General features: G+C 53.8%; 18 protein-coding genes. 6 read left to right on the forward strand and 12 right to left on the reverse strand.

All coding sequences use genetic code 11. The features are described from left to right. Nucleotides 1-14 precede the first annotated feature (14 nt). The 5 genes from MKX76_RS12715 to MKX76_RS12735 form a co-directional block, all read right to left on the reverse strand. The gene (locus MKX76_RS12715) at nt 15-677 is read right to left on the reverse strand and encodes a uracil-DNA glycosylase (protein ID WP_007133077.1); all 663 of its coding nucleotides are present in this window, start codon (nt 675-677) and stop codon (nt 15-17) included. Between the two features lie 197 nt (nt 678-874). Further along, nucleotides 875-1,597, reverse strand: a complete 723-nt coding sequence (locus MKX76_RS12720; RefSeq protein WP_007133078.1) for a ThuA domain-containing protein — start codon at nt 1,595-1,597, stop codon at nt 875-877. A gap of 45 nt (nt 1,598-1,642) precedes the next feature. After that, nucleotides 1,643-2,611: a sugar phosphate isomerase/epimerase family protein gene (locus MKX76_RS12725; RefSeq protein ID WP_007133079.1), complete on the reverse strand. Its 969-nt coding sequence runs from the start codon at nt 2,609-2,611 to the stop codon at nt 1,643-1,645. Nucleotides 2,612-2,665: 54 nt separating this feature from the next. After that, on the reverse strand, nt 2,666-3,751 hold the full coding sequence (locus MKX76_RS12730) for a Gfo/Idh/MocA family protein (protein WP_007133080.1): 1,086 nt from the start codon (nt 3,749-3,751) through the stop codon (nt 2,666-2,668). A 250-nt stretch (nt 3,752-4,001) separates the two neighbouring features. After that, nucleotides 4,002-5,102 (reverse strand): Gfo/Idh/MocA family protein, encoded by a 1,101-nt coding sequence (locus MKX76_RS12735; RefSeq protein WP_007133081.1) that lies wholly within the window; start codon nt 5,100-5,102, stop codon nt 4,002-4,004. Nucleotides 5,103-5,254: 152 nt separating this feature from the next. Between MKX76_RS12735 and MKX76_RS12740 the strand changes: the two genes are divergently transcribed. Continuing rightward, nucleotides 5,255-6,073, forward strand: a complete 819-nt coding sequence (locus tag MKX76_RS12740) for a helix-turn-helix transcriptional regulator (RefSeq protein WP_007133082.1) — start codon at nt 5,255-5,257, stop codon at nt 6,071-6,073. Between the two features lie 117 nt (nt 6,074-6,190). Here MKX76_RS12740 and MKX76_RS12745 read toward each other — a convergent pair whose 3' ends face one another. Continuing rightward, complete coding sequence (locus tag MKX76_RS12745; protein WP_210095757.1) at nt 6,191-6,502, reverse strand: hypothetical protein; 312 nt, start codon at nt 6,500-6,502, stop codon at nt 6,191-6,193. A 280-nt stretch (nt 6,503-6,782) separates the two neighbouring features. Between MKX76_RS12745 and MKX76_RS12750 the strand changes: the two genes are divergently transcribed. The 3 genes from MKX76_RS12750 (at nt 6,783) to MKX76_RS12760 (ending at nt 8,735) form a co-directional block, all read left to right on the forward strand. Beyond that, entirely contained in the window at nt 6,783-7,409 is a 627-nt protein-coding gene (locus MKX76_RS12750) for a TVP38/TMEM64 family protein (RefSeq protein ID WP_245256268.1), read from the forward strand. Between the two features lie 86 nt (nt 7,410-7,495). Further along, a complete protein-coding gene (gene msrA, locus MKX76_RS12755) occupies nt 7,496-8,464 on the forward strand; it encodes a peptide-methionine (S)-S-oxide reductase MsrA (protein ID WP_007133085.1) in 969 nt (322 codons plus the stop codon). An 88-nt stretch (nt 8,465-8,552) separates the two neighbouring features. Then, complete coding sequence (locus MKX76_RS12760; protein WP_028407302.1) at nt 8,553-8,735, forward strand: hypothetical protein; 183 nt, start codon at nt 8,553-8,555, stop codon at nt 8,733-8,735. Between the two features lie 160 nt (nt 8,736-8,895). Here MKX76_RS12760 and MKX76_RS12765 read toward each other — a convergent pair whose 3' ends face one another. Then, entirely contained in the window at nt 8,896-9,495 is a 600-nt protein-coding gene (locus tag MKX76_RS12765) for a hypothetical protein (protein ID WP_007133087.1), read from the reverse strand. Between the two features lie 329 nt (nt 9,496-9,824). Beyond that, nucleotides 9,825-10,514, reverse strand: coding sequence for a YitT family protein (locus MKX76_RS12770; RefSeq protein ID WP_028407303.1), 690 nt, complete (start codon nt 10,512-10,514; stop codon nt 9,825-9,827). Between the two features lie 473 nt (nt 10,515-10,987). Here MKX76_RS12770 and MKX76_RS12775 point away from each other — a divergent pair, with 473 nt between their 5' ends. Together MKX76_RS12775 and MKX76_RS12780 are read left to right on the forward strand one after the other, a co-directional pair. After that, nucleotides 10,988-11,359, forward strand: a complete 372-nt coding sequence (locus MKX76_RS12775) for a hypothetical protein (RefSeq protein ID WP_007133090.1) — start codon at nt 10,988-10,990, stop codon at nt 11,357-11,359. Between the two features lie 40 nt (nt 11,360-11,399). Further along, a complete protein-coding gene (locus MKX76_RS12780; RefSeq protein WP_251536912.1) occupies nt 11,400-13,547 on the forward strand; it encodes a YhgE/Pip domain-containing protein in 2,148 nt (715 codons plus the stop codon). A gap of 782 nt (nt 13,548-14,329) precedes the next feature. Here the strand turns inward: MKX76_RS12780 and MKX76_RS12785 are convergent. The 4 genes from MKX76_RS12785 to MKX76_RS12800 form a co-directional block, all read right to left on the reverse strand. After that, nucleotides 14,330-15,394: a glycosyl hydrolase gene (locus MKX76_RS12785; RefSeq protein ID WP_341033890.1), complete on the reverse strand. Its 1,065-nt coding sequence runs from the start codon at nt 15,392-15,394 to the stop codon at nt 14,330-14,332. A 304-nt stretch (nt 15,395-15,698) separates the two neighbouring features. Further along, on the reverse strand, nt 15,699-17,456 hold the full coding sequence (locus tag MKX76_RS12790) for a polysaccharide deacetylase (RefSeq protein WP_341033892.1): 1,758 nt from the start codon (nt 17,454-17,456) through the stop codon (nt 15,699-15,701). A 37-nt stretch (nt 17,457-17,493) separates the two neighbouring features. Then, the gene (locus tag MKX76_RS12795) at nt 17,494-19,362 is read right to left on the reverse strand and encodes a glycosyltransferase (protein WP_341033894.1); all 1,869 of its coding nucleotides are present in this window, start codon (nt 19,360-19,362) and stop codon (nt 17,494-17,496) included. A gap of 19 nt (nt 19,363-19,381) precedes the next feature. Further along, the gene (locus tag MKX76_RS12800) at nt 19,382-20,692 is read right to left on the reverse strand and encodes a nucleotide sugar dehydrogenase (protein ID WP_341033895.1); all 1,311 of its coding nucleotides are present in this window, start codon (nt 20,690-20,692) and stop codon (nt 19,382-19,384) included. Nucleotides 20,693-20,694: the final 2 nt, after the last annotated feature.

Here is a 20,694-nt window from a genome sequence, read left to right on the forward strand (position 1 = left end):
CATAAATTCAGCACTTATTCCGTTAATATCCGTGCCAAAATATCCAGGTCGGATTCGATGGTCCGGGACAATTTTCGGTTATACAGGACGGCAGCCGGATGGAACAATGGAAAAATGTTATAGGTTTCCAGCGAAAATCGATAGCCGGCAGCGGGATTGTCACGTTCTGCCGCCTGCTGAACGGGCCCCTCGATCATTTTCCCGTGCAGCGAAGTGACGGTTTCATGGCTCCCGATCAACCGGTGCAGCGCAATATTCCCCATCGGGATCAGGAATTGCGGGCGAACCAAACGGATTTCCTCGTCCAGAATCGGCGCATGGGCCAAGATTTCGGCTTTCGTGGGCGTTCGGTTCGAACGGCTGACCACCCTTTCGCCGGAAGCCCGGGTGATGATGCGTTCTTTGAACGGTCGGCTCCTTACCGTGCTTGTAATATAGACCTCGCTGCGGGAGAGACCCAGCCGCTCCAAATAGGCGTCCATCTCCCGGCCGGCTTGGCCGGTAAAAGGCATGCCTTCCTGAATCTCGGTAGCCCCGGGCGCTTCTCCGACGAACATGACTTTGGCCGGCACGGCCCCACTCCCCAGCAAAAATCCTTCGACAGGCTCATGCGCAAGCCTGGATCTGCATAAGGCGATCGTCTCCGGACTTACAGGCGCGCTTCGGGTATCCTTCATCCGTCATCCCCTCCCTTGCACTCTCATCCGCGATGCGTGAAATTTCGATATTCTACCTAGTATTTAAAATACCCCATGCTTCAGTATATTGTATCCTTTACCCATAAAAAAATGAATGGCATCACTTCGGCTATAAAGTAGAAAACGAGCCGTTCAAGGCAGATGCCTTGCTCGGCTCGTTTTGCGATGATCGGGATTTATGCCAGCACCGGCAGCGGACGAACCGGCTGACTGTTGCCGAATGTCTGCTTGCCTGCTGTGGAGTAAGCCCAACGGATCGCGTTCGTAATGACTTTCAGCACTTCAGGGTTGTAGTAGGTCGGATACGTCTCATGCCCTGGACGGAAGTAGAAAATGTTCCCGTGGCCGCGCTTGAACGTGCACCCGCTGCGGAATACCTCGCCGCCTTCGAAGTTGCTGACAAAGACCAGCTCATCCGGTGCCGGAATATCGAAGAATTCCCCGTACATCTCCTCATGCTCAATGATGATCGGACCTGTAAGGCCCGCAGCGATCGGATGCGTCGGATTCACGCTCCAAATGATTTCCTGCTCTCCCGCCTCGCGCCACTTCAAATCGCAGCTTGTTCCCATCAGGGCTTTGAACGGCTTCGAAAAATGTCCCGAATGCAGGACGATCAGCCCCATACCGTCCAATACCCGCTTGACGACCTTGCTGACGATTTCGTCGCTGACCTGGTCATGAGCCATATGCCCCCACCATAACAGCACATCGGTTGAGTCCAGTACATCATCCGTCAATCCGTGCTGCGGCTGATCCAGCGTTGCCGTGCGGATGATAAAATCCGGATTTTGCAGACCCTCCGCCAAAGCCGTATGGATCCCGCTTGGGTATACGGTGCGGACCTCATCGTGGATTTTCTCGTGTACGAACTCATTCCAAATGGTTACATTAAGCATGCTGCTGTTCCCCCTAATTGCGTATTCGCTTGCTGCTGTACGATGTTAGACCCACCACATTTCTCCAAGCGGCTCTTCGATCAGCACTTGCTGAAGGTTTTGCACGGCTTTGGAGAAGCCTTCCTCAACGGACATCAGTCCGTCTTCATGCTCAATGCTCACCACGTAGTCATATCCGACAAGGCGAAGGGCGCTCATCATATCGGCCCATTCCTTCACATCATGCCCGAAGCCGACGCTGCGGAACTGCCAAGCGCGGTCCAGCATATTCGCGTAGGACTGCATGTCGGTCAATCCGTGTTTGTTCACGTTGATCGGATCAATGCTGGTATCCTTCGCATGGAAGTGATGGATGGCTCCGGCGCGTCCCAGAATGTGGATCGCTTGAACAGGATCGATGCCCTGCCACCACATATGGCTCGGATCAAGATTCGCCCCGATCACTTCACCTGCCGCCTCGCGAAGGCGGAGCAGCGTTCCCGGCGTATGCACGGAGAATCCGCCATGAAGCTCGAGTCCGATTTTTACGTTGCGGTCAGAAGCGTATTTGCCCCACTCGGTCCAGTATGGAATGACTTTGTTCTCCCACTGCCAAGTCAGAATTTCTTGATAATCATTAGGCCACGGGGCTACCGGCCAGTTCGGATATTTGGCATCCTCGTGGTCCCCCGGACATCCCGAGAAGGTGTTAACGACCGGTACTTCCAGCTTCTCTGCAAGCTCAACGGTTTTAACGAATACGTCATGGAACTCCTTTGCTACCGCTTTCTGTGGGTGAAGCGGGTTGCCGTGGCAGCTGAGCGCGCTTATGATCAAGCCTCGGGATTCCACGGCGTTTTTGAAGTTTTTCAGCGCAGTTTCGTTCTCGAGAAGCTCGGCCGGATTGCAGTGAGCATTGCCCGGGTATCCGCCCGTGCCGATCTCAACCGCCTTCAAGCCTTTGGAAGCCACGTAATCCAGTGCATCCTCAAATTTACGTCCGCTCAGCAATACCATAAATACGCCTAGTTTCATTGTATACCTCCTGGTTTTTCAAAAAGTATTAAGTATGTGGTGATCATTTAGAACTTAGTTGTCGAAGTAAACCGCTTTGCCGGTCTTCGCCGACTCATAGATAGCTTCCAAGATTTGCGTGACCACGAAGGCTTGCTCCGGCTTAACGACAGGATCCTTGTCTTCGATGATCGCTTCAAGCCACATTCTCGCTTCACGATCGGCATCGCTTTCGCTGGTGCCGGAATAGAATGCCACTCCGCCGGCGTTCAGGTCGATTTTCGTTTCGTACAGTCTGCTCATTTTCTCGCCGTTAATGCGAAGGCCGTCCTGCATATCGGCGCCGCCTTCCGTGCCGGCAAGAATCGTCTTGGCTTCCCCGAATTCCACCACGTTGAGCGCCCAGCTGGATTCCAATTGGATGGTTGCGCCATTCTCCATGGTGATGAAGCCGAATGCGGAGTCCTCGACCGTGAATTGCTTCGGATCCCAAGGACCGAAGGCGTTGGCTGCATTCTCGCGCTGTCCCAGCTTGTGGAAGGTCGAACCGAGCACGCTCTTCGGCTTGTAGTTGTCCATCAGCCACAGCGTCAAGTCAAGCGCATGGGTGCCGATATCGATCAGCGGCCCTCCGCCTTGCTTCTCTTCATCAAGGAATACGCCCCAGGTCGGAACAGCGCGGCGGCGAAGGGCAAGCGCTTTGCCGTAATAGATATCGCCAAGCTCGCCATTCTCGCAGATTCCCTTAAGATACATGCTGTCGTTGCGGAAACGGTTGTTATAACCGATCGTCAGCTTCTTGCCCGTACGCTCCGCGGCCTCCAGCATCAGCTTCGCCTCGGCAACGGTCTTCGCCATCGGCTTCTCGCACATCACGTGCTTGCCGGCTTCCAGGGACGCTACCGTGATCTCGGAGTGGGAATCATTCGGCGTGCACACATGAATAACGTCGATGCTTTCGTCTTTCAGAAGCTCCCGGTAGTCGGAATAGACTTTGGCTCCTTCAGCGCCGTACTCGGCAGCCGCTTTCTCGGCACGCTCGACCAGAATGTCGCAGAAGGCAACCATCTCGGCCTGCGCCTGCTTTTTCAAGCTTGGCATATGCTTGCCGTTGGCAATCCCGCCGCAGCCGATAATACCGATTCGTAATGTTTTCGACATATCCGTTTCCTCCCCTGTGAATTCATCTTAGAAAATAATGATAGCGATGGTGTAACGCTTACATTCGGTGATTGCGCGGGTGAAGCTCTTTCGCGCATGCGCCTTCATAAGCTTATATGCTTGCTTCATGACCAAGTGTACAGGATGATGGGCCGGGATTCCAGTTCACGATGGACTCATTGGACACAAAGGGACCATCGGCCCTCCTGGATGAAGCAAACCATATCATGGTCCTAAGCCTTTCAGGCCGTTATTCGGCGGATTCGGCCTGCTGTGGAGCCGGAAGGCTGCCGTAACGGTACGTGCTCTTCAGAACGATATGTCTTCCTTCGAGCGAGGACTGCTGGAACGACTGCATAATCTCCAGCACATGATAGGCCATACGGCCGCTGGAGCGATGGTCCTTCTGCTCATGAATCGATTGGATCATGTCGTTGATGCCAAGCCCGCGCTCGTTCGTGCCGCATTCAAAGACAGGTTCCAGCGCTTCCCATGCGTCCGAGCCGTGTCTCTTCAGCTTCACTTCGCCATTGAAGAAGTTCGGATCGCCAAGGCTGAGCGTGCCCTGGGTTCCATAAATTTCGATCCAAGGCAGATTAGAACCGCCGAAGATATCGAAGCTTGTGATCATCGTGCCGATGGCACCGTTCTCAAAATCAAGCGTTCCCGCCAAATGCGTCGGCGTCTGCACGTGGATAGGCTTGCCTTGAAGCGGGCCCGAGCCAACCGTCCGATCCGGGATTTGGATGCCGGTCGAAGCGCTGACACGGCGTGCAGGACCAAGCAGCTCGACCAATGCCGATACGTAATAAGGTCCCATATCCATCATCGGGCCTCCGCCCGCAGCATAGAAAAATTCCGGGTTCGGGTGCCAGGCTTCCGGCCCGGATCCCATCATGAATGCCGTAGCGGCGATCGGCCGTCCGATCTTTCCGGACTCGATAGCCGCCTTGGCTGTTTGAACCCCGGAGCCAAGGAACGTGTCCGGCGCGCAGCCAACGCGAAGCCCCCGCTGATCGGCAAGGTTCAGCACCCGCCGGCCTTCCTCCAGCGTTATGGCCAGCGGTTTCTCGCTGTACACATGCTTGCCCGCTTCCAAAGCGGCGATATCCACATTCGCGTGGCTGGCCGGTATCGTCAGATTGATAATAAATTCAATGTCGGGCTGTGCGAGCATCTCCTCGACGGTATAAACATTCGGGATGTTGAATTCTTCCGCTTTCGCTTTAGCGTTCTCCATAATCAAATCGGCACATGCCACGATCTCGATCCACGGGCTGTTCTTCAAGTTCGTGAAGTAAATGCCGCTGATGTTGCCGCAGCCGATAATGCCTGCTTTCATTTTGTTCATCGATGTCACTCCTTGAGTGTAAGATGTGCCCCGGACTAGTACCATGGTATTCTTTAATGCTTTCGTTTAAAATGAATAATATGATCGAAACATGAACAATCTGGTCATTATTTTCTTCATTTCTTTGTGTGATTCAGAAGGGGACGTAAGCAATGGATTCCAATTTAACGAACCAAGTCGTAGCAGCCGATTTTTCATTTCATCGCAAGCCCTTTAACATGACGATGCCGGACGGATTTGATACCTACCTGATGCGGTGGCAGACCGACGGCCGCTGCCGGGCCCGCATTGATGACGAGCTTGCGCTCGTCGAAGCCGGCGATTTGCTGATTTTTCCTCCGGGCCAATTCTACGAGCTCCGTATTGACGATGAAGTCAATGCCATGGGAGAGCTGACGATTGAGAGCGGAGATTATCATATTTTTTTCAAGGGGCCTTGGGCGGATGCCTGGTGGAAATCGAAGAAGCGTCCTTCCAAAATCCGCGTCCCGATCGAAGAGCGGTACTTGAGCCTGTTCCGCCAGATCGTTCTGGAGCAGCGCCGGGTCTCGAACCCTTATCCGGAAATATCGGACTACACGGCTAGAATTCTCTGCCTGGAGGTCGACCGCCTGCTCTCCGAGCAGCCGACCACCACGCCGAAGACCTATCTGGCCTACCGAATGAAAAATTATATCGAAGAGAACGCATCCTCCATGTTCAAGCTGGAGGACGTCGCCGCGCATGTGGGCATCAGCGTTTCCCGAGCCGTGCACCTGTTCAAGGAAACCTTCGGAACCACCATCATGCAGTATACGATGGATGTCCGCCTGAACATGGCCAAGGAGAGAATCGTATTCAGCCCGCTGTCGCTGGAGGACGTCGCTGAAACGTCGGGCTTTGCCAACTACACCTATTTTCACCGGGTGTTCCGCTCCCGATTCGGCCAATCGCCGAAGCAGTTCCGGATGAACAGCCGGACGCCGACTTAAAGCAGCGATCGATTGCGAGCGACACAAAAAGGACCGGCCAAGGATTTGCTCCTTGCCGGTCCTTCCATTTTAGTTACATAGACGAGAAACGCGCTATCGTCCCTCAAGGGCTGCGATTTACGGCCGAGCGTCCCGCGCGGCCGCCGCTTCGGCAACGACCACTGCCAAATCGTCATTGCCGTACATCGACAGCACGCCAAGAACCGTCTGGTCCGGGATATCCCCAGCCTCCTCCTTCGGCACCGTCAGCTCCAGGACGCGGCCCAGCCGTTCGTTCTCCGGCTGTCCGGGATACGCCTTCCGGTACAGCTCCGCCGGATCCAGGCCGTGATTGACGCACCACTGCGCAAACACAAGGATCATCATATCCTCGTCCTGCCGGTAGGATTCCACTATCCGGTCTTCCATGGATTTTCCTTCAGCATCCATTCTCTCTCTCCCCCTCACCCGAGAAGCAGCCATGCCCATGGCCGCCTTCTACATCATGAGGACATTATAACGCTTCAAGGCCATGTAAACAAAGCGGGGGTTTAAATCGATTTCGTAATTACCTTATGCTTCCCAGCCGCCACTTTAAGGGATCAGCCGTCCGCGACAGGAAGGTCCCCGAGATGATTTCTTCTTTTACTGGCATTAGCTTTTCGGTCCGTCCATTTGTTTGTTATCATATTCCTATTCCTGTTGTCTGTTAAAGCGAGGTTATACATTTATGAAAACATGGAGCCGATGGATGATTCCCGCGATTTATGCCGGAATCCTCGCAGCCGGTCTTGCGTTCCGCCACGAGCTGCTGGATTGGCTTCAGCAGAACCGTTCCCTCCCGCTCATGACGCTGCTGGCCGCTCTTCTGGCCCTGATTCCCATCGTCCCCTATAAAGCCGTCATTGCCTTGCTCGGATACGCTTATGGTCCTGTATGGGCATCGATCGTTACATGGCTCGGTACGACGGCGGCGGCCTGCATCGTTTATTTTGGCGTTCGGACGCTGTACCGGGAATCCGGCAGGCGCCTGCTCGGCAAGTATAAGATGCTGCACGCCTTTACGGAAGCCGTGGAGCGGCATCCCTTTCGGGCGGTATTCCTGGCACGGCTGCTTCCGATCATCCCACAGATGGGTGTGAACCTATACGCCGGGGTTGCTTCGGTTCCGTTCTGGACCTTTACGGCCGCTTCGGCGCTCGGCAAGATCCCTGCAATAGTTCTGTATGCCTGGCTCGGAAGCGGCCTCGCGGACCGGCCTCTTCTGTTCGCCTTGCTAGCAGCAGCCATTATGCTGGCAGCAGCTTCCGGTCTGGTCCTTTACCGATACATGAAACGGCGCCGTGCGAACGTTTGACGAAATTTTGGTTTCACCGGGTAAAAAAGATTATAATAGAACATAAGGTTTCATCATCTTGTAATGAACGCATGGAGGGATAAAATATGGATAATCGTACAGCCCCAAGTCAACTGGCCACGTTTGCCGGAGGGTGCTTTTGGTGCATGGTCTCTCCGTTTGACGAACTGCCAGGCATCCTGAAGGTGGTGTCCGGCTATACCGGCGGCCACACCGAGAACCCGACCTACGAGGAGGTCTGCTCCGATACGACCGGCCATTACGAGGCCGTCCAAATTACGTATGATCCGGAGGTCTTCCCATATGAGAAGCTGCTGGAGCTGTTCTGGCAGCAGATTGACCCGACCGATGAAGGCGGGCAGTTCTATGATCGCGGAACGTCCTACCGTACCGCTATTTTCTATCATACCGAGGAGCAGCGCGAGCTCGCCGAGCAATCCAAGGCAGCGCTTGCGGCAAGCGGTAGATTCGATAAGCCGATCGTAACGCCGATTATTCCGGCCAGCACGTTTTACGAGGCGGAAGAGTACCATCAGGATTATTACAAAAAAAATCCGGGCCATTACAAGCGGTATCGTAAAGGCTCCGGCAGGGAGGATTTCATCGAGCGCCATTGGTCCGAGCCGATCGATAAAGAGGAGCTTAAGCAGCGCTTGACCCCGATCCAATATGAGGTCACCCAGAATAACGCGACCGAGCCGCCGTTCCGCAACGAGTTCTGGGACCATGACGGCGAAGGCATCTATGTGGATATCGTCTCCGGCGAGCCGCTTTTCAGCTCGACCGACAAATATGATGCCGGCTGCGGCTGGCCGAGCTTCACGCGGCCGATCCGCGAGCACAACATCAAGGAGAAGCTCGACCTTAGCCACATGATGGTGCGCACCGAGGTAAGAAGCAAGAAAGCCGATTCCCATCTGGGGCATGTGTTTGACGACGGTCCAGGGCCGAACGGCCTTCGCTACTGCATCAATTCGGCCGCGCTTCGATTCGTTCCGAAGGAGGATCTGGAGAAGGAAGGCTACGGCGAATACCTGCAGCTGTTTGAGAAGTAAGCGGGTCTTCGGTCTTTGCATCCGATTAATATCGGGCCCGACCGGGTAATATGACAGTAATCGAACATATAAATGGAGGGATTTCACGATGCCTTGGAGCAAGCATGACTATCCGCCGTCCATGAAAAACCTCGAGCCCCGGGTCCGGAACAAAGCCGTGGAAATCGCGAACGCCCTGCTGGAGGAAGATTACGATGAAGGCCGCGCGATTGCCATCGCCACGGCCAAAGCCCAGGAGTGGGACGAGAACCATCCGGATGAGAAGGAGTAGCCTGATGGTTTACGCTACCTATATCATTTATAGAAAAACAAGTCCTGAGAACGGGACTTGTTTTTTTTCATATTGGTTGTGTCTATCGAATCTCGCTAATATTCTAGGAAAAGCTAAACACTCACTACCCAAGCCACTGGTTTCATTCATGAAATGGAAATTAATCTGCTCGTATCGTGATTGTTTGGCCTGTTGGTTTATTCGAGAAGGGTCTGCTGAACTCACTGAAAATGAATTCCATCCCTTGGATTTGATCAGGAAGCGGCGGGGATATGATGTAGTTAAACGAGGAATGACCAGAGGTACTGCGTCCGGTATCCATGCTGCAGTCGTATTCATCCCCCACATATAATTCGAAATGCTTCAGTTCATATGATTGTTCCGATTCGTTTGTTACGTCCCAATCCATATTGAAGGTGACTACGCTTGCATTGTCATATTGCCGTACAGAGGTCACGGTATAGAAGAATTCCCCTTGTTCCACGGATTTCAGCACGGGAATATGCTTTCTGAATCCGGTCGGCTTTACGACGGGTTTAAAATATTGTTCGTTTAACAATGCACCAAACACCAATTTTAAATAATCCGGATAGAAATCATAATCAGCTGCCCATTTCTCTATGTATTCAAATGGCGGATAACCTGGATTTTGGTTTGAGAGCTTCTTACGTTCTTTTAGCAGCTTGCAAATTTGTTCATCAATGTGATAAACCCCCTCATCGTAATGCTCGGTAGGACGCTCAAATGGCATTCGTTTCATATTTGTCCTCCTATTCCATAATGTTTTGCCCCATATCGGATGTTCAGGATGAAGCTCAGGTTTGCCGCAGCTTTAGACCGGTCTTCTTTTTTATCGTAAGCAGACCAAGATCCGACCGGCATGGTTGTGTTTCTTATTCGGTGCAGTATTCGCATTTTCTTTGCCTCTAAGACGCCAAAATAACGCCAGTACAAGTTAAACGGCCTTCCCCCCGATCACATTCAGGAAAAAGGCCGTTTTGCTTGTATGATGGATTCCCTTATTGAACAAGTGCATTTCATTCTGGGGCTTAAGCATAGACCGCCCCTTCCTCTCGTACACCCGGATCATCACCGGCCGCTTACCGTATGCTGCGCAGGTTTCGGCGCAACGGCGGCTCGCTGGGAGCGCGCTGGCTTCGGGCCTTGCTTCTTGCCGGTTCTCTCTGTACCGAAGGTTACCGTCAATGTGATGATTTGCCCCGCAATGGATACGGCTAATATGGTATACAAGGTTTCAACCAGCGGCATATAGAACAGGGAAAGGAGAAGCACGATCGCATCCATTAGGAAAAAGACCGTTCCTACCTTCAGTCCGCTCCATTCGCTGAACAGAACAGAGATCACGTCATCTCCACCCGTAGCTCCGCCGAATCGGAGGACGATGCCGGCACCAAAGCCGGTTAACACCCCGGACAGCAGCGCAGCTGCCAATAGATTATTCCCAAGATCGATGACGAGCGTCGAGTATCGCTCCATCAATGCATAAAAGAGCGTGAACATGCTCGCTGCCGCAACCGTATGAATGATGAATTTTCTTCCCTTTACAAACCAAGCGATCAGCAATACCGGAATATCCATCAGGATCATGCTGAGCGCAGGCGGAATATCCAGCACATACTTGCCGAGCAGCGCCAGGCCAACAAATCCGCCTTCCGTCAAATGATTATAAAAATTAATGTGGTAATACGCAAATGCCATTAAAAACGTTCCGAACATCATCGCCGACATGGCGATAATCGACTCTTGATTTTTCCTCATACAGGATCCCTCTTGTCGTAGTAGATTGGTCAGACACAGGCCAATCTCTACGCAGAGGCAACCGTGAGGAGTTCATCCTTCGAACCATAGTTCCCATTCCTTTCGTAGAGACCGTCCTGGTCTTCAGACGTCCGACTTCGCTCTACGAAGGAAGCTATGTGTATGAGAGATCATAACGTTTCCAAATCGTCCTTTGGGGATTCGTCCTTCGGGGACTCATGGTATCCTGATCCTTTCTCTTTTAGTTGACTGCTAACAGTATTATAACACAAAAGAGCAGCAAGCTAAACAGACAGCATTCAATTAATGGAAATCACATAAACTTTTGTAAAAATCAAGCGGTTTTGATGCCTTCGTTGCCGCCCCTCCCTTCTGGCAAAAATTATGGATTGCAGGAAGCATACGATTGGCATACCATGGGTATAATAGAACATATGTTCCCTGATGAATCTATTGTTGAGGATGTGTCGCTCATGAAACGGTCGGCTCCCCCCCTTCCCACTCGGGAGGACGAAGCCCTCATTCAAGACTACATGCTGCATGCGGTCCTTGAATCCGTGCTTAAACGCGATATTCGTCTGCTGCCAACCCTAGAGCTCAAGCTGGCTGACCTGTATGCTCTCCTCCTCCGGCATGCCGGCAAAGACAACGCGGACCGGCTCTGGGCGGCCCGACAGCAGATGCGGCGCCGCGGCATACGCATCCTGGGCCGCAGCCGTACCGCCGCCGGATTCGAAATCAAGTATTTGTGCAGAGGATACGAGTGCATGCTGGCATTCGATTCGGCTGCCTTTATTCAGGATCTCGCTTCACGGATCGGGGCGGTATCCCAAAATCGTTTATAAGCCATACTAAGCTCCAAATACGGACAAGGCAGGAGCTTTTATGAAGAATATCTTCCATATCTATGCAGCCGATCTCAGAAGAATAACCCGAAACTGGGCCGCATCCGTCATCATTCTCGGGCTTGCGGTCCTTCCCTCGCTGTACGCATGGTTTAACATCCTTGCCTCATGGGATCCCTACGCCCAGACATCGGGCATTTCGATTGCCGTAGCCAATCTGGATAAAGGCACCACACTGCGCGATCAGCCGATTAATCTCGGTAAAGAAATCGTTGCATCCCTGAAAACCAACGAAAAGCTGGGATGGAGGTTCACGGAGGACAGCGAAAAGGCGGTTCAAGGCGTGCGCCGCGGCGATGACTACGCGGCCATCGTCATACCCGAGAATTTTTCAGCACGCATTGGAACCGTGCTTGGGGATGAACCGATCAAAGCCGAAATTCTGTATTATACGAATGAAAAGATCAATGCCATTTCCCCAAAAGTGACCGCACAGGGCGCATCGGGCGTCGTGGAGGAGATTAGTAAAAACTTCATCAAAACGGCCAACGGAACCATCTTTGAAATTTTCAACCGGCTGGGCATCGAAATCAAGAACGAGCTGCCGACCATTAACAGGGTCCGGGACCTGCTGTTCCGTTTGGAGGACAGTTTCCCTGAGCTGAATCAAGCGGTCAAGACGGCTGAGGAGGATATCAAGCTCGCCAGCCGCCTTGTTAAGGAGGCCGATGCCGCGCTGCCACGCCTCAAGGATATCGCGCAGACAGGAGAGCAGATGGCTGGGGCGCTGGCTGAATTTGCAGATCGCGCAGCCGAGGCCTCCGCTTCGCTTGATCCCGCGATCCGGCAGGATCTGGAGGTGCTCGAGCAAGTATCGGGTACCATATCGCAAGCCGCGGATGCGCTCGGGCAGACCGATATCGATCCCGAAGAGCTCAAACGCCGGATCCGAGCCGCCACAGAGCGGGCCAAGGTCGGATCAGAGGCAGCCAAGCGACTCGGCGCACTGTTCCAGCGGCTCGGCAGCATCTCCCCTGCAGCCGCCTCGGGGGCGGAACGGCTGAATGAAATCGCCGCTCGGCTTGCCTCCGCCGAGTCCGTTCTTACCGTAATCGGAGAGGCGCTTGAGAAAGGAGACACGCCGCCGCAAGAGTCGATCGACAAGCTGAAGAAGCTGGCAGATGACATTCACACAGTGACCGGCACTCTGCTCACGCGGTATGACAGCGAGATCGGCCCGGCGATTCGAGGTGCCTTCAACAAAGGCGAAGACACGGCGAAGCGGGTAAAGAGCGAGCTCAATAAGGCGCTGGCAAGCGTTCCGGATATCCAGAAGCTTCTAAAGGATGCCGGGGCCGGCCTGAAGCTCGGCGGTCAAGAAGTACAGCTCGCGAAAAGCCGGCTCCCGGAGGCGGAGCAGCGCATCACGAATTTGGCCAATAAAATACGCGAGCTGGAGGCAGGCGGGGATATTCAGGAGATTATCGATTTGTTGCAAAACAACTTCGAGCTCGAAAGCCAATTTTTTGCCGAGCCTGTTGTCTTGAAGGAAAATCGGCTGTATCCGATTCCCAATTACGGCTCGGCCATGTCCCCCTTCTTCACCACCTTATCGCTGTGGGTCGGGGCGCTGCTGCTCGTTTCGCTGCTCACGGTCGACGTTCATGATGAGGAAAGGAGTCCTCGCAGTGTGGAGGTGTATTTCGGACGATACCTGACGTTTCTCACCATCGCGCTTTTGCAGGCGCTGTTCGTCACGGTTGGCGATCTGTATCTGCTGAAAACCTACGTTGCCGATCCGAACTGGTTCATCGTATTCGCTCTTCTGGTCAGCACTGTATTCATGCTGATCGTCTATACGCTTGTTTCAGTGTTCGGAAATGTCGGCAAGGCGCTGGCGATCGTGCTGCTCGTTCTGCAGCTGGCCGGCGCGGGGGGCACGTTCCCCATCCAGATGACGCCGCCCTTCTTCCAGGCGCTGCACCCATATCTGCCATTCACCTATGCCATCAGCATGATGCGTGAAGCCGTTGGCGGCATCCTATGGGATGTCGTCATTCAGGATTTGCTGATGCTGCTAATATTCGCCGCCATTGCCCTTGTAATCGGCATCGTCCTTAAGAAGCCGATCAACCGGGCGAGCAGCGGACTGGTCCGCAAGGCTAGGGAATCCAAGCTGATTCATTGATCCTTGATGGCAAAAATGCGCAGTACCAGCTGTGACTCTCCAGATGGAAAAAGCGCGCCTATCGCCTGTGATTGCTCAGATGGAAAAATACGCGCGGCTATCGCCTGTGACTCTCACGTTGGTAGGTATGCGCGTATCTGCGCTTTAACGTGTATTAAGAAGAAAACAGCCCCATAAGTAGGTCAGCTTACGTTTTCTCCCTAATTCAAAACAAAAAATGGCGGCGCACGGGATGTGATCTGTGCGCCGCCACTTTTATTTTTGATCGATTGCCACGTTCATTTGCAAATTTAAACGGTAGCTACCGAGTTCGCATTTTTGCCAAACCTCTTTGCCCCTTTAACAGAGGAGCTCCGGTTGCTCCACAAGTCCCCTAAAGAGACTTGCTCGAGCTTTTGCCTGCTACTTTGGCTCTACAAGTCCCCAAAAGGGTCTTGTTCGAGCGTTTACCAGTTACTTTGGCTCTACAAGTCCCCCAAAGGGACTTGTTCTGACGTTTACCTGCCACTTTAGCTCCACAAGTCCTCAAAAGGGACTTGCTCAGGCTCTTACCTGCAACTTCGGCTCCACAAGTCCCCCAAAGGGACTTGTTCAGGCTTTTACCTGCAACTTTAGCTCCACAAGTCCCCCAAAGGGACTTGTTCAGGCTTTTACCTGCCACTTTAGCTCCACAAGTCCTCAAAAGGGACTTGATCGGGCTTTTACCTGCCACTTTAGCTCCACAAGTCCTCAAAAGGGACTTGATCGGGCTTTTACCTGCTACTTTGGCTCCTTCAAGCTGATCAACTGCCCGCCTCCTCCCTCAACCGCTTCAGCGTATCGGGCTCGAGCTCGCCCAGACGCCATATAGCGATGTCCGAAATGCCGGCGCTCATAGCCGTTGCCATCCAGCCTGCAAGCGTGGTCCCGTCCGCATACCACACGGTATGACGGACACCTGCATCGTCCGTATACTCGAAGTGCAAAGCGCCGCTATCGGCATCCCTCTGCGGAGCGGCGGAGCTTGAGGCCGCCAGCTCGGCTGCCCGTTTCTCGGTCAGCGAGACGACCTTGCCGCCATCCGGCCAATCGAATCCTCCCACCGACAGCGCCAAGGAGGTGTTTCCGGGAAACCGGCGCAGCTTGTCGGCTAAATTCCGGATCATCCGGTGGTCGGCCTTCGGTCCCGGCCCGCTGTGGCCGCCGTACAGATTATAGGCCATCATGACATAAGACGGCCCCTCCGGAAAATCCAATACTTCCGTCTTCATGCCGGGCTCGATCACGATGCGAAGGCTCAATCCCTCTGCCTGAAGGCGCTCGTACAGCTCGCCATAGAACAAAGTCAGCTCGCCAAGATCACGCTTATGAACCTTCTCGTAGTCGATCTCTACCCCGCCGAATCCGGATTTCTTCGCCGTCTCGACGATCTGATTGATATGCGCCTCCCGTGCCGTGTCCGTAGCTACGAGCCTTGACACCAGGTCCGGGTCCTTCTGAACCGCCGTTCCATCCTCGCCAAACCGATCATTGACGATGGTCAGCAGCATGCGCTCCACGCCGGCTGCTGTCGCAGCCTCTCGGACTTCAGGCAGCGCCTCTCCGTACTGTTCCGTAAAATGAAGCTCATCCCGGTGATTAAAATAAGCCGCGAACATGCTAAGCTCCTTGACGCTCCCGCCAAGCTGCTCCAGATCTAGCACCCCGGGCTTCCACTGCCAATCCGCAATCCACGCGGACAGGCGAATCCCGGACGACGGCTGTGGCGGCGGTTCATCCGACCCGCTTCTCCATTCGCGCCACAGAAAAAACGCAGCAGCGAGAACAGTGACGGCCGCCGCCCAGATCCATTTTTTGTTGAGGCTCATAATTACCGCCACCTTCTGATCATGTTCCATCCATCTGGAGCTCATCTAGGATGTTCTGGGTCATCTAAACTCACCTGAGTGCCTTAACAGACCGGGTCTTACTCAAGAAGCCTCGACCGGTCTCACACAGGATGTCTCGTCCATCTGGATCTCTCATCTAGAGTGTCTCGTCCATCTATGATCTTACCTAGGATGTCCCGACCACCTGGCCTCTCCATCTAGAGTGTGTCGACCGCCTAAACTTCACCTGGGGTGCCGCTACCTCCTGGATCTCACTTAAGAAGATTTCAACGGCTCGATCCATTTAGAAAGTTTCGACCGCCCAATTCACAGCCGTATCGAATGTCCGGCGAACGCGCCAAACGACGCCTTCCAAGCCTGAAGGCTTGTTCGTATACCGTACGTCCTTGCCGCCATCCGCGTCCATGGCAGTTACCGTTACGTTCTCGAAGATCCCGTCATAAATGTCATCCTTTTTGTTCTGCTCATGATACATCGATCCCAGAGCCACACCGCCTCCACGGATTGCGCTGTCCACCGTCTGATTGTCAAGGATAACCTGGCCGTCAATACTAACCTTTAGCTTATCGCCCAGTGCCGTCATCTCCAGCTTCCTGTTGCAGAGAATATTGATCGGATATTCTTCATCATCGTCCCGATCCCCTGATAAAGTCTGCTCCTTCGTGTATACGGATGCTTTATCGAACCTTAAGTCCTCTTCGCCCCATTTCACGTCTGGCAGCGTCTGCTCGAACAGCTCTTCCGGCTCTTGGCCGGGTGCTTTTTGTTCTACCCGAAGCACATTATTTTCCAGAACAAGCCGCAGGAACGAATCTTCCTGCTCGTCCAAACGAACATAGATCGATTGCCGCCCGACCACGTTGCCGAGCAGGTTGGCCGTTACGGTCGTATCAGCGCCGGGATCCTGGCTAAGCCGAATGCGTCCCTCACCGGACGGAGGAGAGGTTACGGTGATGCGGCTGCCGTCAAATTCGGCCGCTCCGCTCTCCAATGCCCAGCGGGCTGCCTCTTTTTCGTCGCCTGTCACGAACGTCATATCCTGCCCCGAATCCTTGCGCAGCTTCATGATCAGATGGTTGGTGGACCAGTAAGGCGCCGGCTGGACACGCGTCAAGTTGTACAGATCGCCCTGCTTGTCGTTCATCGCCGTCCCCTCGCGGCTGAAATTCATGGTGAACGTTTGCCGGATCTGCTCTGTATTCGCCTTGTCCACCAGCGCATTCATCCCTTCGCCAAGGGCATTCGCATGCATGATCATATAGACGCCCGGCACGTAACCGAGCTTGCTGCTGTACACGTCGCGCATCGCCGCATAATCGGCGCCGATCCGCGCTTCCATCTCCACGCGGTTCTCGAGCGGAATCATATTCTCGTCGCGGATAAAATCCATCAAATAATGGTTGTAATACTCCACGTTCGATTTGTCGGTCAAAGCCTTTTCGTCCTTGACGCCCATGTAGCGGCCGTCCTCATCGAAAATATTAATATAGCTCAGGCGGTAACCGTTCGTCCCAAGCTCCCAATAGCCGGTCCGGGTCATTTTCAGCATGTCCTTCGGCTGCAGGAATTTTCGTTCGCTGTTGCCCATTTTGTCCGCATAGGACAAGAAGGTTGCTTTGAAATTGTATTTCTCCAAAATCGGCTGCGCGAACAACGCGGAATCGTTCCGTCCGTCTTCAAACGACAGGAACAGTGCTTTATCCGGCAGCGGCGCGCCTTTCTCGTAATAATCGATCACGTCTTGCTGCGAGATCGTCTCGTAGCCTTGATCGTGCAGCGCCTTGAGCTGGGCGTCCAGCTGGTCTTGCGACACCAGCTTGGACGTTCCGCTGCGGCCGACTCCGAAGTAGGACAAGGCGATGAAGCCTTTGTCCTGGCGCCATTTTGACTTATCCGGCTCCTGGTAGGTTTGAAGGTCGAAGACCGCGTTGACCAAAACGACGGCCGCCACCGCCAGGAGTATGATTTGGCCGATGACCTTTATGACTTTCCTGCGATTTTTCCTCTTAACGTTGAGGGCAGGGTTACGCTTCTTACTCATTTTTGCGCCATCCTCATTTCAACATCGGCAGCTGCCTTTACTGCGGCAGTCCGAATTTTTTGCCTTTGCGCCTGCGCGCTTCCTTCTTCAGCTTCGCCTCGACGTCCTGCGGCGTTTCCCGCGTACCCCAGGTCGATTTCCAGAACGTGAACCAGGCGACTGGCATCTGCCATAACAGCACGAACTCATAGAACAGGCAGAACACAAAGCCGAACACCCACAATCTGCTTTTCCGGAGGAGCAGATGCGCGAGGCTCATGAGCAGGGCCATCATCAGGAGCCCCATCAAGAAGGTCCCCGGGAAAATGCCGTGAACGATTGGAACGTACATCAGGTTATACACGACGACGACCGGTGCCGCAATCGGCACGATCAAACCGATATAAAAGAACAGGGCCATAAACGGCTCTTTGCGCCAAATGAATCCTCCGGCCCGCAGCGATTCCCGCAGCCAGGAGCGCTTCCAGCGCATTTGCTGCTTCAGGAATACCTTCGTCCGGGAAGGTACGATCGTTGAACAAATCGCTGAATCCTGGTAGGCCGTGCGGTGCGTCTTCAAAATGAAGTTCGTCATGCTCCGGTCATCCCCGAACGTAGCCGGCCTCCCCAGAAACTTCTGGTTAAGCCAAGCGTCAGCATGCTGCAGGATCAGCTCTTTCCGGTAGCATGATAGTGGCCCCGAGAGGCAGGTTACGCTGTCAAACCACGACTCCGCTGCCTTCATGATCCGAAACGCGATATAATAGCGAACCGTTTGCAGTTTTGTAATGGAATTCGTATATTTGTTCTCTACGTCGGTCCGGCCGGCGACGCCGCCCATCTTCGGATCCTGAAACGGCTGCACGAGATGGCGAATGGCCATCGGGTCGAGGAAACTGTCCGAATCGACGAACACGACCAGATCGTGCTTGGCCATCTCCACGCCCTTCACCAGCGCGACCCGCTTACCGGCATTTTCAGGCAGAACCGTATACGTAAGCCGCTCCCGGGTGGAGTAACGCTCCGCTTCATTATGGATGACCCGGATCATCTCCTCGATTTGCTCCACCGATTGGTCCGTCGATCGGTCATCCACGACGATAACCTCCAGCTTATCGACCGGGTAGTCTTGGTTCATGCAGCTAAGGATCGTACGCTTGATCCATTCCGCCTCGTTAAAGCATGGGATGATGATCGATACGCCCGGCGTATATTCCGGATTGATCGGCACATCCCGGTAAAGAGCGCCGAACAGGTACCGGGTCAGGAGGAACAGCGCGGCGATCAAGCTGTACAAATACAGGACCATATTATATTTGAAATAGATGATGCTCTCCGCCCGCATGAGCATAATGAAGAGTACGGCTCCGAACAGCAGCGCGCTGGCCGAGTAAACGGAGTAGCCCCAGCGCTTGCGCTTCATGTATTCCGTCAGCGGCTTGTCAAATTCGATAGCCAGCATGTGGACCTGCCCCCCGCCATTCGTATCTACGAAGGTGCGGACGACGGTAGCGTCGATATTAACGCGCGATTCAAATCCTTCGGGCATGGCGCCAGGCGGAATTCGGAATTTCGCCCTCACTTTGTCCCCGATTTTAACGTCAGGATTTGCTGCAGGCAGCTTCAACAGCATACCCGTGGCCGATATGTCTGAAGAGGTCCCTTGAATGGTTGCTTTCCGGCCCTGCCCGCCAGGAAAAATCCGTACATCGAATTCCGCGACATAGCGCAGACTGAGGGTTCGCAACTGATTCAGGTAATCCGGATCGGCTACGTCGTTCCCATTCTTCATCGCATGCTTGCCTCTTCGGTCGGCAGTTACCCGGATCTGTTCAGGATCCGGCACGTAGGACAGGGTACGGCGGTCGGCTCGAGGTTCCGTCAGAACCTCCTTAATCCTCTTGTCTTTTTTTCTAAACTTTAACATTGAGCTCTCCCATCCATCGTCACAGGCTCCAGTAATGGAAGCCGTTATTCTCGAATAAACTTCTCGGATAAATGCCCTTTACATCAATCATAATGTTCGCTTGGCCGGAGCCGAACATCTCGGTGTACTCCGTAATTCCAAGCTGTTTGAACTCGCTGTGCGCGACTGCCACGATCGCAAGCTGAATATCCTGAAGCTCTTCCAAGGGGGTCAGCTCAATCCCATATTCCTTATAGGCCTGCTTGCCATCGGCGTGAGGGTCGATCACCTGCGGCTGCACACCGTAATCCTGCAGCTCCCGGATGATATCGATCACCTTGGAGTTGCGGATATCGCGGCAATCCTCCTTGAAGGTGAGTCCCAGCACAGCCACCTTGGCGTGGCTAATGTCCAATCCTTTTTGAACGGCAAGCTTGATGACCTGCTGTGCGATGTATTTGCCCATGCCGTCGTTAATATGTCTCCCGGCCAGTATGATTTTTGAATGATACCCCGAATCCTCTGCTTTGTAAGTCAGGTAATAAGGATCGATCCCGATACAGTGCCCGCCGACCAGCCCTGGTCGGAATGGGAGAAAATTCCACTTTGTCCCGGCTGCCCGCAAAACGGCGTTCGTATCGATATCCATCTGGTTGAACAGCATCGCTAGTTCGTTCATGAACGCGATGTTAATGTCCCGCTGGGCATTCTCGATCACCTTGGCTGCCTCAGCGACTTTGATGCTCTCGGCCCGGTGAACGCCTGCCTCGATAATCAGCTCGTAGAGCCGGGCTACCGTCTCCAGCGCCTCGGGATCGCTGCCCGAGACGATCTTTACGATATTCTCCAACCGATGCACCCGATCCCCCGGATTGATTCGCTCCGGAGAGTACCCGACCTTGAAATCCGTTCCGAAAGTAAGCCCCGACTCCTCTTCCAGGATCGGTATGCACACATCCTCGGTGACCCCCGGGTATACCGTCGATTCATACACAATGATGGATCCTGGTGAAAGCACACGGCCGATCATACGGCTCGCATCACGTACGAATTTCAGATCGGGAACATTCCCGCTCTTGACCGGTGTCGGGACCGCAACGATGAAGCAACGGGCCTCCTTCAGTTTATCCGGGTCGGATGTAAACTCGGCCGTGCATCCGGCAAGCGCAAGCTCCAGTTCTCCGGTCGCGTCGATGCCGTTTCGGTACTGCATGACCTTCTCTGAATTCAGATCGAAGCCAATGACGTTGACCTTGTTGGCGAAGGCAACGGCCAGCGGCAGCCCGACGTAGCCGAGCCCCACCACCGCCAATTTGTCAACACGGTCCGCAATCTTCTGATAAATATCCATCT

It is taken from the genome of Paenibacillus sp. FSL R5-0810 (genome assembly GCF_038002285.1).
Taxonomy (GTDB): domain Bacteria; phylum Bacillota; class Bacilli; order Paenibacillales; family Paenibacillaceae; genus Paenibacillus_AQ; species Paenibacillus_AQ lactis.